Here is a 13,178-nt window from a genome sequence, read left to right on the forward strand (position 1 = left end):
CAGTACATCAATTTCTTCGGACAATCACAAACTGACACAAACAGGCAAACGCCAGCCACATGCATCGCAAATGATTCTGATTGCGAATTCATTTGCTCACCCAGCCAACGTGGTCGGCTCTGCGCCGCGTCCACGCCAGCCAGCTCCGCTCTGCATACCTTTGGCCCGCCCGGCTTTGCACAGGGCTGCGCCGCCTGCAGGCCGTCTTACTGCCCTTGTTTGTTGTCATGTCCCATCCCGCTGCTTCATTCCCCCTTCTTCCCATTGCGCTGGCCGCAGGCCTGTGCCTGTCATCGGCCGCATCGGCGCAAAGCAACACGGAGCCCGGCACCACGCTGGACACGATCACCGTGACGGCGGCTGCGACGGCCACGGCTGTCAAGGATGCGCCCGCCAGCTTGACGGTGCTGACCGCCGAAGACATAGCGCGCGTGCCTGCCACCGATTTGAACGAGGTGCTGCGCCGCGTGCCGGGTCTGACCCAAGCCACCACGCCCGATGGCGGCACCAGCATCCAGATTCGCGGCCTGCCCCAGCAGTACACCCTGATCCTGGTCGATGGCGTGCGCGTAGGCAGCTCCAGCGAGACCTTTGACCGCTACACCCGCAATGAGCTCAACTGGATTGCGCCCGAGGCGATCGAGCGCATCGAAGTGGTGCGCGGCCCCATGTCCTCGCTCTACGGCTCGGACGCGATGGGTGGCGTGATCAACATCATCACCAAAAAAGGCGGCGATACATGGAGCGGCCAGATCTCGGCCGGTGCCGAGATCAATCCCGAATCCATCCGTGGCAATGACTACAGCGGTGGCTTCAACATCAGCGGCCCGCTGGGCAAGGGCTTCAAGCTGCAGCTCAATGGCCAGCAAACCTACCGCCAGGCCGACAGTGGCCTGGAAGACGGCACCACCGCCTTCCGCTGGGGCGGCGGGCGTGAAGGCGCCAAGCGCCAGTCGCTGGGCGCGCGCCTCGATTGGGACATCAACGACAGCCACAAGCTGAGCCTGGATGTGCAGCGCGCCGAGTGGAAGACCCTGGGTGGCCCCTCGCCCTCTACCAGCAACCCCGGCGGCTTTGCGGCGGCTGCCACCACCCGTGGGCCATCGAACATGGAGCGCGAAAGCACCAGCCTGACCCACCAGGGCAAGTACAGCTTTGGTACGTCCAAGCTCTCGCTCAGCCACAGCAAGTACAGCAACGAAACGACCGCGCCCCGGATTGAAAACGGCCAGTTTGTGCCCGTGCCCGGCGGCACTGCCACCCAGACCTACAGCACGCATTCGGTCTCGGAAGACCTGATCCTCGACGGCTCGGTGACCATGCCCTTCAAATGGGGCTTTGACCAGATGCTGACCGTGGGCGCGCAGTGGCAGCGCCAAGAGCTGGACAACCCGAACTCGGTGGGCTCGGTCGCCAATGAGGCGGGCGTGGTCGGCCTCAGCTACAAGCAGGCCAAGTCGCAGGCCTTGTTTGTCGAAGACCAGATCTTTTTGCGCGACAATCTGACCCTGACCCTGGGCCTGCGCGGTGACCGCCATGACGATTACGGCTCGCACGTCAGCCCGCGTGCCTACCTGGTCTACCACCCGACGGCTGCCTGGACCTTGCGTGGCGGCTACTCCGAAGGCTTCCGCGCGCCCAACCTGCGCCAGTCGAACGAGAACTTTGTGAGCCAGTCCCAAGGCGCGGGCTGCGGCTTTGCCGGCTACACCGGTGGCGGTTGCAGCATCCGCGGCAACTCCGACCTCAAGCCCGAGACCTCGCAGAACTGGGAGCTGGGCGCCGCCTGGGAGCATGAAGGCTGGCAAGCGGGCCTGACCTTCTTCAACACCGATTTCAAGGACAAGATCGATTCGCAAGGCATTGGCTACCTGCCGGGCGGAACCAACTACTGGGCCCAGTATGTGAACATCGACGCGGCCATCACGCGCGGGCTCGAAGCCAACCTGCGCGTGCCGCTGAGCCGTACCATCAGCTGGAACAACAGCCTGACCCATATGCTCAAGGCCGAGAACAAGACCACCGGCGTGGCGCTGACCACCGTCTCCAAATGGAGCGGCTCCTCGGTGCTGGACTGGCAGGTCAACACTGCCCTGGGCCTGAGCCTGGGCGCCGAGCTGGTGGGCAAGCAAATGGGCCTGGCCCAGCGCCTGGCCGACAACTCCAACTTTGGCGAGCAGCGCATCCAGAACAGCTATGTGCTGTACGACCTGGCTGCCAACTACCGCATCAACAAGGCGCTGCGCATCAACGCCGGCGTGAAGAACCTGTTTGACCGCAATGCCAGCGGCAACCGCGATGTGGGCAACAATTTCTACCTGCCCGGCCGCCGTTTCTTTGCGACACTGACGGCCAGCTTCTAAGCCAGTTCAGGCTCTAAAAATCCAGGCGCCGAGGGTCACATCTCAGCGCCTTTTTCCATGTGTAGCGCTGTCAGGGCTGGGCCGCTGCAAAGCCATGGTGCTTGGCCAGCAGCACCACCGCCAGGCTCAGCAGCATCAGCAGCAGCACCGCTGGCGAGAAGGCCGCCACACCCCACTGGGCCAGCAATACGCCACCGGCCATGCCGCCCCCGGCAATGGCCAGGTTCCAAGACGTCACCAGCATCGACTGCGCCACATCGGCCGCTGGCCCTGCGCTCTTGGCCAAGGCCGTTTGCAGCAGCGGCGGCAGCCCACCAAAGCCCAGGCCCCAGACGGCCACGGCCAGGTAAACGGCAGCGGGCAGCTCCATCGCCAGCGCCAGCAGCACAGCGCCCAACAGAAACAGCCCCGTGCTCGCCAAACTCAGCGCGCGCAGATGGCGGTCGATCAGCAGGCCGGTGATCCAGATGCTGAGCACCGACATCAGCCCAAACACCAGCAGCACCCGGTCGATCTGCGCGCCCAGGTTGGCAGGGGCCAGCAAGGGCGCGATATAGGTGTAGAGCAGGTTGTGCGCCAGCACATAGGCCAGCACCACCAGCAGCACTGGCCTTACACCTGGCAGGCGGAACACCTGGCCCAGACCAAAGGCCTGGCCAGCGGGCTGGCCGGCAAAATCGGGCAGGCGCAGTTGCACCCAGGCCATCAGCAGCAGCGCCAGCACACTCATGCTGGCAAAGCACAGGCGCCAGCCCAGGTGCTGGCCCATCCAGGTGCCCAGCGGCAGGCCCAGCGACAGCGCCAGCGGCGCGCCCAGCATCGCAATCGCTATGGCGCGGCCGCTTTGGTGTGGCGGCACCATGCGGGTGGCATAACCGGCCAGCAAGGCCCAGAGCAGACCTGCCGCCACCCCGGCCACAAAGCGCGCTAGCAAGGTGAGCGCATAGCTGCCCGACACCGTGGTGATGCTGTTGGCCAGCACAAAACCGGCCAAGGCCGCCAGTAGCAAGGGCTTGCGGCGCATGCGCTGGGTCGCTGCCGTCAGCGGTATCGCCGCCACCAAGGAGCCGATCGCATACAGGCTGACCAGTTGCCCCGCCATCGCCTGCGACACCCCCAGCCCGGCACTGATCTGCGGCAGCAAACCGGCGGGCAAGGCCTCCGTCAGGATGGTGACAAAGCCCGCCAGCGCCAGTGCCAGCAGTGATGCGAGCGGCAGGCCGCCGCTCCGGGGTGGGCAGCTGGGTTCAAGATGGGGGGATAGATGGGAAGAAAGCGAAGAAGAATCTGCCATGGCGCTAAGCGAAGGTCCTGTACAAATCCGCGCAGGCCAATAGGCCGCTGGCGGGTGAAAAACAACAGCCGCCATGGTGCAGCGATTGCCGCAGCAAGACAATCAGGCCGAGATGCAGAACATATCGGACAGAAATGTCCGCAATCTAGCAGCCGTCAGCAGCTTCCAAGGCCATGCAGGCTGCTGATCTACGCCGGTCTCCCTACCGCCGCTGGCTATACTGCCCGCTGCATCTCATCCGCCCTCACCCCAAATGCAGCTTGAAAGGCAAACCATGGGCCTCCGTGAACAGCTCCAGCACGACGGCTACCTGCTGCTGCGCCAGGCCATTCCGGCCGACTGGCTGCCAGGTTTGCGCGAGGTTTTTGATGCGGGCATCACCAGCCACTGGCCCGTGCCCCGGGGCTGGGATTGGCGCCATGCACTGGTCGATGACAATCCCCAGATACTCGCCGTGTGCCAGCTGCCGCAGCTATTGGCCGCTGCGGGCGTGCTGATTGGCGAGCGCTTTTTTCTGTCGCAAGTGGAAGGGCGCGAGCCCATTGGAGGCGGCGGCTACCAGCGCCTGCACCGCGATCTGTCCAACCAGCGCCCGGGCGATACCGTGGGCGCGCTGGCGTTTTTGGATGACTTTGGGCCGGACAACGGCGCGACCCGCTTGATCCCGGCCAGCCACCGCCCCAACGCCGAAGAAGCGGCGCGCGGCGAGCATGACGAATCGCAGGCGATTCAGATCTCTGGCCAGGCTGGCGATATTCTGGTGTTCGATGTCGACTTGCTGCATGCCGCCAGCCTCAACCCCAGCGGCGCGCACCGCCGCAGCCTGCTGATCAACTATGCCGCCGAGGGGCTGTACGACGCGTACCAGCAAACGGCTGCGCTGCGCCTGGTACGCATGGATACCAGCGCACGCTATGCGCCTGGCGATTTTGTGCTGGCATCTGTCTGATGCCAGCTTGATACCCGCTTGGTGCCCGGCTGAACCCAAGCAGCGCGAGCCGCGTTACAGCGGCGCGTCGCCTGTACTGATCGGCTCGCCTTCTGCGTCTTTCGCATCTTTGGCAATGTGCGGCGCATGCCAGCCCATCTTTTGCGAGATCGCCGCACTGGCGGTTTTCAGCAAGCTGCGGTAGTAGTGCGGCGTATCGGCGCCGCAGCGCATGACCGGAAAGGACACCGACAGCGCGGCAATCACATGGCCAAAGCGGTCAAACACGGGCACCGCAATGCAGCGTAGGCCGGGTTCGGCCTCCTCGTCGTCTTCGGCCACCTCCTGCGCACGCACACGGGGCAGGATGTCCATCACGGCATCGACGGAGCTCAAGGTGCGGGGCGTGAACAGCTTGAGCGGCTGCGACGACAGCAGCTCGCGCGCCTGCTCGGCCGGCATAAAGGCCAGCAACACCTTGCCAATGGCGGTGCTGTGCAAGGGCTTGCGCCGGCCAATGCGCGATTGCATGCGCAGCCCAAAATCCGATTCGATCTTGTGGATGTAGATGATCGCGTCTTCATCGAGCGCGCCCAGGTGGATGGTCTCCCGGGTGAGCGCACCCAGGCGCCGCATTTCCTCATCGGCCTCGCGCACCAGGTCGGTGTTTTCCAGCGCCTTGCCGCCCAGCTCAAACAGCCGCAAGGTGGCGCGGTAGAGCTCGGACTCGCCATCCTGCGCCACATAGCCCAGGGCCTTCAAGGTTTGCAGCAGCCGGTGCACGGAGGACTTGGACAGCGCCAGCTGCTGGGCCAGCGCGGTCACGCTGACATCGCGCTGGTTGCCCAGGCATTCCAGAATGGCAAAGGCTTTCTCCACCGCGGCGACGGTGTCGGTCTTGTCCATGGCTGCGGGGCTCTCGCTCATCGGTCCGTCCTTCTGTGTTGGGCTGTGGTGGATGGCCTCGATTATCGGGCCAGCCAGCCGCCATCGACAGCCAAGGTATGGCCATGCACATAGTCGGCCGCGCTGGAGGCCAAAAATACCGCAGCGCCACCCAGGTCCGCAGGCTGCCCCCAGCGGCCAGCCGGGATGCGCTGCAGGATCTCGCCGGCGCGGCCTGCATCCTGGCGCAACGCCTCGGTGTTGTTGGTCTCGATATAGCCGGGCGCAATCGCATTCACATTGATGCCCTTGCCGGCCCATTCATTGGCCATCAGCCGGGTCAAACCCAGCACGCCGCTCTTGGCTGCGGTGTATGACGGCACACGCACCCCTCCCTGGAACGACAGCAGCGATGCGATATGGATGATCTTGCCGCCACGCCACTGCGCACCTTGCTGCGCGGCACAGTCCAGCATATGGCGCGCCACAGCCTGCGATAGAAAGAACAGGCTTTTGAGGTTGGTGTTCATCACCGCATCCCAGTCCTCTTCGCTGAAGTCCAAGGCATCCGCACGGCGAATGATGCCGGCATTGTTCACCAGGATATCGACCTGCCCGCAGGCCGCCAGCACCTGGGCCAGCACATAGCCTATGGCCGCCGTGTCAGACAGATCTGCCTGTATCGGCACAAATCTGCGCCCCAGCGCCTGCACCTGCGCAGCCGTCTGGCGGGCATCGCTGCGGTTGAGCCCGACGATATCGGCCCCCGCCTGCGCCAGCGCCACCGCAATGCCCGCGCCAATGCCGGTATTGCAGCCGGTCACCAGCGCTACCTGCCCCTGCAGATCAAAAGGGTGGCGGGGGCTGGCTGGGGCAGCGACAGGCGCTGGGGCAAGGGATGAATCGGACATGGCTGGTGAATGCAATGGGTACAAAAGCGGCCAGCCAAAACGCGGGCTGACCGGGAGATATGGCAACCATTGGAACACATTCTTAATTTTTCAGAACACTGTTCCGTAAATTTTTATGAATGGCAAAAGACAAAGGGTTTACCAGCTATTTTTTGAATTTGAATTTATGGAACACTGTCCCGGTTGCTTCGGTAGTCATCGGACAACACCTCTACAAGCGATAACAAATTCACCACTAAAGTGTGAGGAGCGAGACATGGAAATCCAGAAAACCATTGAGCGTGTGCCCGGCGGGCTCATGCTGATTCCCCTGCTGCTGGGCGCCTGCGTGCACACCTTTGCAGCAGATGCCGGCAAGTACTTTGGCTCGTTCACCAACGGGCTGATGACCGGCACCGTGCCGATCCTCGCGGTCTGGTTCTTTTGCATGGGGGCAACGATCAACCTCAAGGCCACCGGCGTGGTGCTGAAAAAATCCGGCACCCTGGTGCTGACTAAGATCCTGGTCGCCTGGGTGGTGGCGATGGTAGCCACGCGCTTCTTGCCGGCCGGCGGCATCCAGACGGGGCTGTTCACCGGCCTGTCGGTGCTCGCGCTGGTCACCGCGATGGACATGACCAATGGGGGGCTGTATGCCGCGCTGATGCAGCAATACGGCACGCAAGAGGAGGCCGGCGCTTTTGTGCTCACCTCCATCGAGTCGGGCCCGTTGGTCAGCATGCTGATCCTGGGCGCCACCGGCGTGGCGGTGTTTGAGCCGCGCTTGTTTGCCGGCGCGGTGCTGCCGTTTCTGATCGGCTTTGCGCTGGGCAACCTGGATGCGAACCTGCGCGAGTTCTTTGGCCGCTGCGTGCATCCGCTGATTCCGTTCTTCGGCTTTGCGCTGGGCTGCTCGATTGACCTGGGCGTCATCGCCAAGAGCGGCTTTACTGGTGTGTTTGTCGGCGTGGCCGTCATCATTGTCACCGGTATCCCGCTGATCCTGGCGGATAAGTACATCGGCGGCGGCAATGGCACTGCGGGGCTGGCCGCCTCGTCCACCGCTGGTGCAGCTGTTGCCAATCCGCAAATCATCGGCACCATGGTGCCCGAGCTCAAGTCCATGGCCGATTCGGCCACCGCCATCACCGCCACCGCCTGCCTGTTGACCGCCATCCTGGTGCCGATCCTCACCGCCATGTGGGCACGCAAGTATGGCCGCCGACCGCAGGCATCGGTGGCAGCGCCCACCCCGCCAACCAGCGCCGCTGGCAGCCCGCCTAAGCTGGCGCAGGACGGGCACTTCTAAGCGCACTCAGCTTTACCCCCTCGCCTGGGCGCGCTGGTCCATTGCGCGCCCAGGCATCTTTCACAGGACTGACTCCATGACCCAATCTTCCGTCTCCACCGGCCGCCTGGCAGGCAAGGTGGCCCTGGTGACCGCAGCGGCGCAAGGCATTGGCCGCGCCAGCGCCGAGCGCCTGGCAGCCGAAGGCGCCCGCGTGATTGCCACCGACTTGCATATCGGCCCGCTGGCAGGCTCGGGTCTCGATGCGCGCCAGCTCGATGTGCGCGACAGCGCCCAGATCCAGACGCTGGCAGAGGTGCTCGGCCCCATCGACATCCTCTTTAACTGCGCGGGCTTTGTGCATGCCGGCAGCGTGCTCGAATGCAGCGAGGCGGACTGGGACTTTGCCTTTGACCTCAATGTCAAAGCCATGTACCGCAGCATCCGCGCCTTTTTGCCGGGCATGCTGCAGCGCGGCCGGGGCAGCATCATCAATATGTCCTCGGCCGCCTCCAGCATCAAGGGCGTGCCCAACCGCTTTGCCTACAGTGCGTCGAAGGCAGCCGTCATCGGCATGACCAAGTCCATCGCTGCCGATTACTGCACCCGGGGCGTGCGCTGCAATGCCATCTGCCCGGGCACCGTCGATTCGCCATCGCTTGGCCAGCGCATCGCCACCCAGGCAGCGCACGATGGCCTCTCGGTGGACGCCGTGCGCGCCGCCTTTGTGGCCCGCCAGCCGATGGGCCGCGTCGGCAAGCCGGAAGAGATTGCCGCGCTGGTGGCCTATCTGGCCTCGGACGAGGCAGCCTTTACCACGGGCCAGGCCCATGTGATTGATGGCGGCTGGTCCAACTAAAGCCCGCCAGCCCCCACTTTTACCGCTGCGCGACAGCATCCCTAGCTGCAGGCACCTAGACTGGCGCCTGCATGCAATTTGATCCATTGGAGATGACATGAAATTACTGCGTTACGGCCCGGTGGGCCAGGAAAAGCCCGGCCTGCTCGACAGCAGCAACACCCTGCGCGACCTCTCCGGCGTGCTCGGCGATATCGAAGGCGCGCACCTGGGCGACGCCGCGCTGGCCCGCCTGCGTGCGATCGATCCGGCCACGCTGCCAGCGGTGCCTGGCCAGCCCCGCATCGGCCCTTGCGTGGCGCGTGTGGGCAAGTTCATCTGCATCGGCCTCAACTACGCCGACCATGCCGCTGAATCGGGCGCCGCCATCCCCACCGAGCCGGTGATCTTCAACAAATGGACCAGCGCCATCTGCGGCCCCAATGACGCGGTCGAGATCCCCCGTGGATCCACCAAGACCGACTGGGAAGTCGAGCTGGGCGTGGTGATCGGCAAGGCCACCAAGTACATCACCGAAGCGCAGGCGCTGGAGCATGTAGCCGGCTACTGCGTGGTCAATGATGTGTCCGAACGCGAATGGCAGATTGAACGCGGCGGCACCTGGGACAAGGGCAAGGGCTTTGACACCTTTGGCCCCATCGGCCCCTGGCTGGTGACGCGCGATGAAGTGCCGGACCCGCAAAACCTGTCGATGTGGCTGGATGTGGATGGCAAGCGTTTTCAAAACGGCAACACCAAGACGATGATCTTTACCGTCGCGCAGATCGTCGCCTATGTCAGCCAGTGCATGAGCCTGCAGCCGGGCGACATCATCTCGACCGGCACACCTCCCGGCGTGGGCCTGGGCATCAAGCCCAACCCTGTCTACCTGAAAGCCGGCCAGACGATGCGCCTGGGTATTGAAGGCCTGGGTGAGCAGCAGCAAACCACCGTCAACGCCTGATGACACGTAGCACCCGGCGCCAGCGCGGCAACGGGTGCTTACAGGTGGAAAAATCGCAGCTGCCACCGCCATAGATTTCATCCATCAAAACAGCTCCCAGGGCTGATGTACAAAGCAACCATTGCTCATCTTTTGATACAGGATTTTCCGCTAAGCTGCCAGCATCCACCACAACTCCAACCCCTGCCATGAACCGTTTGTTGACCCCTTTGCTCACTGCGCTGGCACTGTCCTGTCTGGCCGATGCCAGCTGGGCCCACGGTGGCGGCCACCGCCACCACCACCGCAAGGAACACAAGGAGCAGTTCTGGGACGGCAACTGCAAGGTGGAGCGCAAGTGGAAGCGCAATGGCGAATACAAGGAAAAGCGCCGCTGCCATGACCGCCCGGCCGCCTACTACGCGCCGCAGCCCGCCTACGCAGCCCCGGTGCTGGTGGCGCCCCGCACCCCCGATGCGATTGTCATCAGCCCGCAGATCGTCATCCGCCCCTGACCGGCAGGCACTCACACCTCCATCGCACCCTCTCCTCGGGCTGTCAGACACCTGTTTGACAGCCCGCTGCTTTTGCCTGCACAGCAACCAGCCCAGTTGGCCCACAATCGGGCCATGTCCTCCTCCCTCCTCCCCATGGCTCCGGCCGGCTCCATCACCTTGGTGCAAGGCATCGAAGTGGGCCACTTCACCGACAAGCGCCGCCCCACCGGCTGCACGGCCATCCTGGCCAAGGCCGGGGCGGTGGGCGGTGTTGATGTGCGCGGCGCCGCACCCGGCACGCGCGAAACCGACTTGCTCCACCCCACCAACCTGGTCGAGCGCGTGCACGCCATCATGCTGGCGGGCGGCAGTGCCTGGGGCCTCGATGCCGCCAGCGGCGCCATGCGCTGGCTGGAAGAGCAAGGCGTAGGCCTCGATATCTCCGTGGGCCGCATTCCGCTGGTGCCTGCGGCCGTGCTGTTTGATGTGCTGGTGGGCGATATGCGCATCCGCCCTGATGCCCAGGCCGGCTATGCCGCCTGCCAGGCCGCCAGCAGCGCCATGCCCGCGCAAGGCAATGTGGGCGCGGGGGCAGGTGCTGCGGTGGGCAAGATCTTTGGCATCCAGCGGGCGATGAAAGGCGGCATCGGCACCGCGTCCGTCACTGTCGATGGCGTCACCGTGGGCGCCATCATTGCCTGCAATGCACTGGGCGATGTGCTGCACCCGGACACCGCCCAGGTGGTGGCCGGCGCGCGCACCCGCGATGGCCTGGGCCTCAGCGACACGCGCCGCGCGCTGCTGCGCGGCGAGCCGCCCCAGCCCCTGCTGGCGGGCACCAACACCACCATTGGTGTAATCGCCACCGATGCCATCATCACCAAGGCGCAGGCCAGCCGCCTGGCCACCGTGGGCCACGATGGGCTGGCCCGCGCCATCAACCCGGTGCACACCATGTCCGACGGCGACACCTTGTTCTGCCTGGGTACTGGCGCGGCGGGGCGCAGCCTGGGCATGATGGTGCTGGCCACGATGGCCGCCGAAGCGGTGGCCCAGGCCACCTTGCAGGCAGTGCTGCATGCCAATCGTTTACAAATCGAAGCCGGAGAAAACCACAAGGCCTTGCACCTGCCCTGCGCCGCTGATTTACAGTAGGCGCCATTCCAACTGCGCTGCGCAGGCAGCCCGCCACACACCATGGGTGACCGCTCCACGTCGATGCGCCAAAAAGCCTACGGGCTGCGCCAAACCCTGATCACCCTGGTGCTCAACATCCGCGATGCGCTGGTCTCCGGCGGCCCGCTGGTCATCCTGGCCGTGGCCTTGATCGTGGGGGCCTACTGGTGGCTCAAGCCCAACCCGCCCTCGCAGGTCAAGCTGGCCACCGGCCCGGCCCAAAGCGCCTACGCCAGCTTTGGCGAGCAGTACCGCACGCCCCTGGCCAGGAACAAAATCCGCGTCGACCTCGTCGGCAGCGAAGGCTCCTTCGACAACCTGCAGCTGCTGCGCGAGGGCAAGGTCGATCTGGCCTTTGTGCAAGGCGGCACCGCCGAGCTGACCGAGGACGACCTCGACAGCCTCACCTCGCTGGGCGCGCTGTTTGTCGAGCCCGTCTGGCTGTTCTACCGCAGCGATGCTGCGCAGCGCCTGACCAAACGCGCCCACCTGAGCAATCTCACGCAACTGGCGGGTTGGCGTGTCAATGTCGGCACCGCCGGCAGCGGCGTACCCAATCTGTTCAACCAATTACTGGAGGCCAATCGCCTGAGCCTGGCCCAGCTGCGCGTATCGCATCTGGCCGAGACGCCCGCAACCGTCGAGTTTCTGGCTGGCAAGATCGATGCACTGGTGCTGGTCTCCGCGCCGGAATCGCCGATGGTGCAGATGCTGCTGAAGACCCCCGGCGTGCAGCTGATGGATTTTCCGCAGAACGAGGCCTATGGCCGCAAGTTCAGGTTCCTCAGCCCCGTCACCTTGCCGCGCGGCATTGTCGACCTCGCCGCCAATGTACCGCCGCAAAACGTGCACCTGCTGGCCTCCACCACGTCCCTGCTGGCCCACGACGACACCCACCCCGCCATCAAGCAGCTGTTCGCCCAGGCCTCGCAAGGCATCCACAGCCAGGCGGGCTGGTTCAACCGGGCGCGCGACTTTCCCAACACCCGCAGCAGCGAACTGGCCGTCGCCCCCGAAGGCGTGCGCGCCATCAACGAGCCCGCCCCCTTGCTGCAGCGCTACCTGCCCTTCTGGCTCGCCAACCTGGTCGAGCGCATGTGGCTGGTGCTGGGTGTCCTGCTGGCCTTCATGCTGCCGCTATCCCGTGTCGTGCCGCCCCTCTACCAGTTCCGCGTGCGCTCACGCGTCTTCAAGTGGTACGGCCAGCTGCGCGCCATCGAGCACGAGATGGAGCAACCCGAGCCCGACCGCGCGAGCATCCAGGCCGAGCTGCTGGCGCTGAGCCGCAAGGTCGAGAAAATTACTGTGCCGCTGTCGTATGCGGATGAGTTGTATGCGCTGCGTAGCCATATTCATTGGGTGCTGCAGAAGCTGGAGCAGCAGGGACGCGAAGACGGCTTAGGGACTGAAGGCGTTTCAAAAAATGCAGATTAGCAGGCAAATTCATCGGTATTGAACCGTCATCGCCATTGCCCGGCCCTTCTCCCGTCCCGCTTGAATTCAATTCCTGCACTATTCATCATCTACGTACAACAAAAATTCTTGTATATCCGAAATTGGCAAGGTCCACTCTGACACCCTGCTGAATTCTTCGACAGTGCCCTGCATCCTATCGGGCATATACCGCTCTACCATCATGGGCGAGATCAAAAATTTCTCATAATTTTCACGAATAAATCTTTCTTGAAAATAAACAAAATGCCAGTCTCTGAATAAGGCCCAATACGTAATTCCGTAACTGACAGATTCCGGCTGAATGCATGTGATAAGAGCACATCGGCTCGAACGGGATGCAGCAAGAAATTTAAGCGCCGCCACCCATTGTTTTTTATATATCTCAGGAGACCATCTGGTGGTGATGAGCGGGACCACCTCACGATGCTCATCAATGTGTATTTCGCAGACAAATTCATTTTGACACCGCGTGCCTTTTGATATTTCGATGTTGAATGCCATCCGAATATTTAGTCCATCTCTATTTTAAAAACAGTCAAGCCACTCAAGAATCAATGATTCTACTAGCTGCTTGATGCATGTAAATCAATAGATGAAAACATGGCGCACATGATTTTTCAT

General features: G+C 63.5%; 12 protein-coding genes. 8 read left to right on the forward strand and 4 right to left on the reverse strand.

Annotated features, from left to right (window positions below; genetic code table 11):
* The first annotated feature begins 227 nt into the window (after positions 1-227).
* Positions 228-2,363, forward strand: a complete 2,136-nt coding sequence (locus WH303_RS11245; RefSeq protein ID WP_339518514.1) for a TonB-dependent receptor domain-containing protein — start codon at positions 228-230, stop codon at positions 2,361-2,363.
* 70 nt (positions 2,364-2,433) lie between these two features.
* On the opposite strand, the gene WH303_RS11250 is transcribed toward WH303_RS11245, so the two are convergent.
* Positions 2,434-3,657, reverse strand: a complete 1,224-nt coding sequence (locus tag WH303_RS11250) for an MFS transporter (protein ID WP_339518516.1) — start codon at positions 3,655-3,657, stop codon at positions 2,434-2,436.
* 274 nt (positions 3,658-3,931) lie between these two features.
* Here WH303_RS11250 and WH303_RS11255 point away from each other — a divergent pair, with 274 nt between their 5' ends.
* Positions 3,932-4,606, forward strand: coding sequence for a phytanoyl-CoA dioxygenase family protein (locus WH303_RS11255; RefSeq protein WP_339518518.1), 675 nt, complete (start codon positions 3,932-3,934; stop codon positions 4,604-4,606).
* 54 nt (positions 4,607-4,660) lie between these two features.
* Here the strand turns inward: WH303_RS11255 and kdgR are convergent, their stop codons facing one another.
* Together kdgR and kduD are read right to left on the reverse strand one after the other, a co-directional pair.
* Entirely contained in the window at positions 4,661-5,512 is an 852-nt protein-coding gene (gene kdgR, locus WH303_RS11260) for a DNA-binding transcriptional regulator KdgR (RefSeq protein WP_021025905.1), read from the reverse strand.
* Between the two features lie 41 nt (positions 5,513-5,553).
* The gene (kduD, locus tag WH303_RS11265; RefSeq protein ID WP_339518521.1) at positions 5,554-6,381 is read right to left on the reverse strand and encodes a 2-dehydro-3-deoxy-D-gluconate 5-dehydrogenase KduD; all 828 of its coding nucleotides are present in this window, start codon (positions 6,379-6,381) and stop codon (positions 5,554-5,556) included.
* 256 nt (positions 6,382-6,637) lie between these two features.
* Between kduD and kdgT the strand changes: the two genes are divergently transcribed.
* The 6 genes from kdgT to WH303_RS11295 all read left to right on the forward strand — a co-directional run bounded on the left by kdgT (position 6,638) and on the right by WH303_RS11295 (position 12,536).
* Positions 6,638-7,669 carry a 2-keto-3-deoxygluconate transporter gene (gene kdgT / locus WH303_RS11270; RefSeq protein WP_116924035.1) on the forward strand — a complete coding sequence of 344 codons (1,032 nt, stop codon included), beginning with the start codon at positions 6,638-6,640 and terminating at the stop codon, positions 7,667-7,669.
* 76 nt (positions 7,670-7,745) lie between these two features.
* The gene (locus WH303_RS11275; RefSeq protein WP_339518523.1) at positions 7,746-8,507 is read left to right on the forward strand and encodes an SDR family oxidoreductase; all 762 of its coding nucleotides are present in this window, start codon (positions 7,746-7,748) and stop codon (positions 8,505-8,507) included.
* A gap of 97 nt (positions 8,508-8,604) precedes the next feature.
* Positions 8,605-9,450, forward strand: coding sequence for an ureidoglycolate lyase (locus WH303_RS11280; protein WP_339518524.1), 846 nt, complete (start codon positions 8,605-8,607; stop codon positions 9,448-9,450).
* 188 nt (positions 9,451-9,638) lie between these two features.
* Positions 9,639-9,944 (forward strand): hypothetical protein, encoded by a 306-nt coding sequence (locus WH303_RS11285; protein ID WP_133858436.1) that lies wholly within the window; start codon positions 9,639-9,641, stop codon positions 9,942-9,944.
* A 114-nt stretch (positions 9,945-10,058) separates the two neighbouring features.
* Entirely contained in the window at positions 10,059-11,081 is a 1,023-nt protein-coding gene (locus tag WH303_RS11290) for a P1 family peptidase (protein WP_339518525.1), read from the forward strand.
* 42 nt (positions 11,082-11,123) lie between these two features.
* Entirely contained in the window at positions 11,124-12,536 is a 1,413-nt protein-coding gene (locus WH303_RS11295; protein WP_339518527.1) for a TAXI family TRAP transporter solute-binding subunit, read from the forward strand.
* 78 nt (positions 12,537-12,614) lie between these two features.
* Here the strand turns inward: WH303_RS11295 and WH303_RS11300 are convergent, their stop codons facing one another.
* Positions 12,615-13,058, reverse strand: a complete 444-nt coding sequence (locus tag WH303_RS11300; protein WP_339518529.1) for a hypothetical protein — start codon at positions 13,056-13,058, stop codon at positions 12,615-12,617.
* Positions 13,059-13,178 lie beyond the last annotated feature (120 nt).

Source organism: Comamonas sp. MYb69, assembly GCF_037479315.1.
Classification (GTDB): Bacteria; Pseudomonadota; Gammaproteobacteria; order Burkholderiales; family Burkholderiaceae_C; genus Comamonas.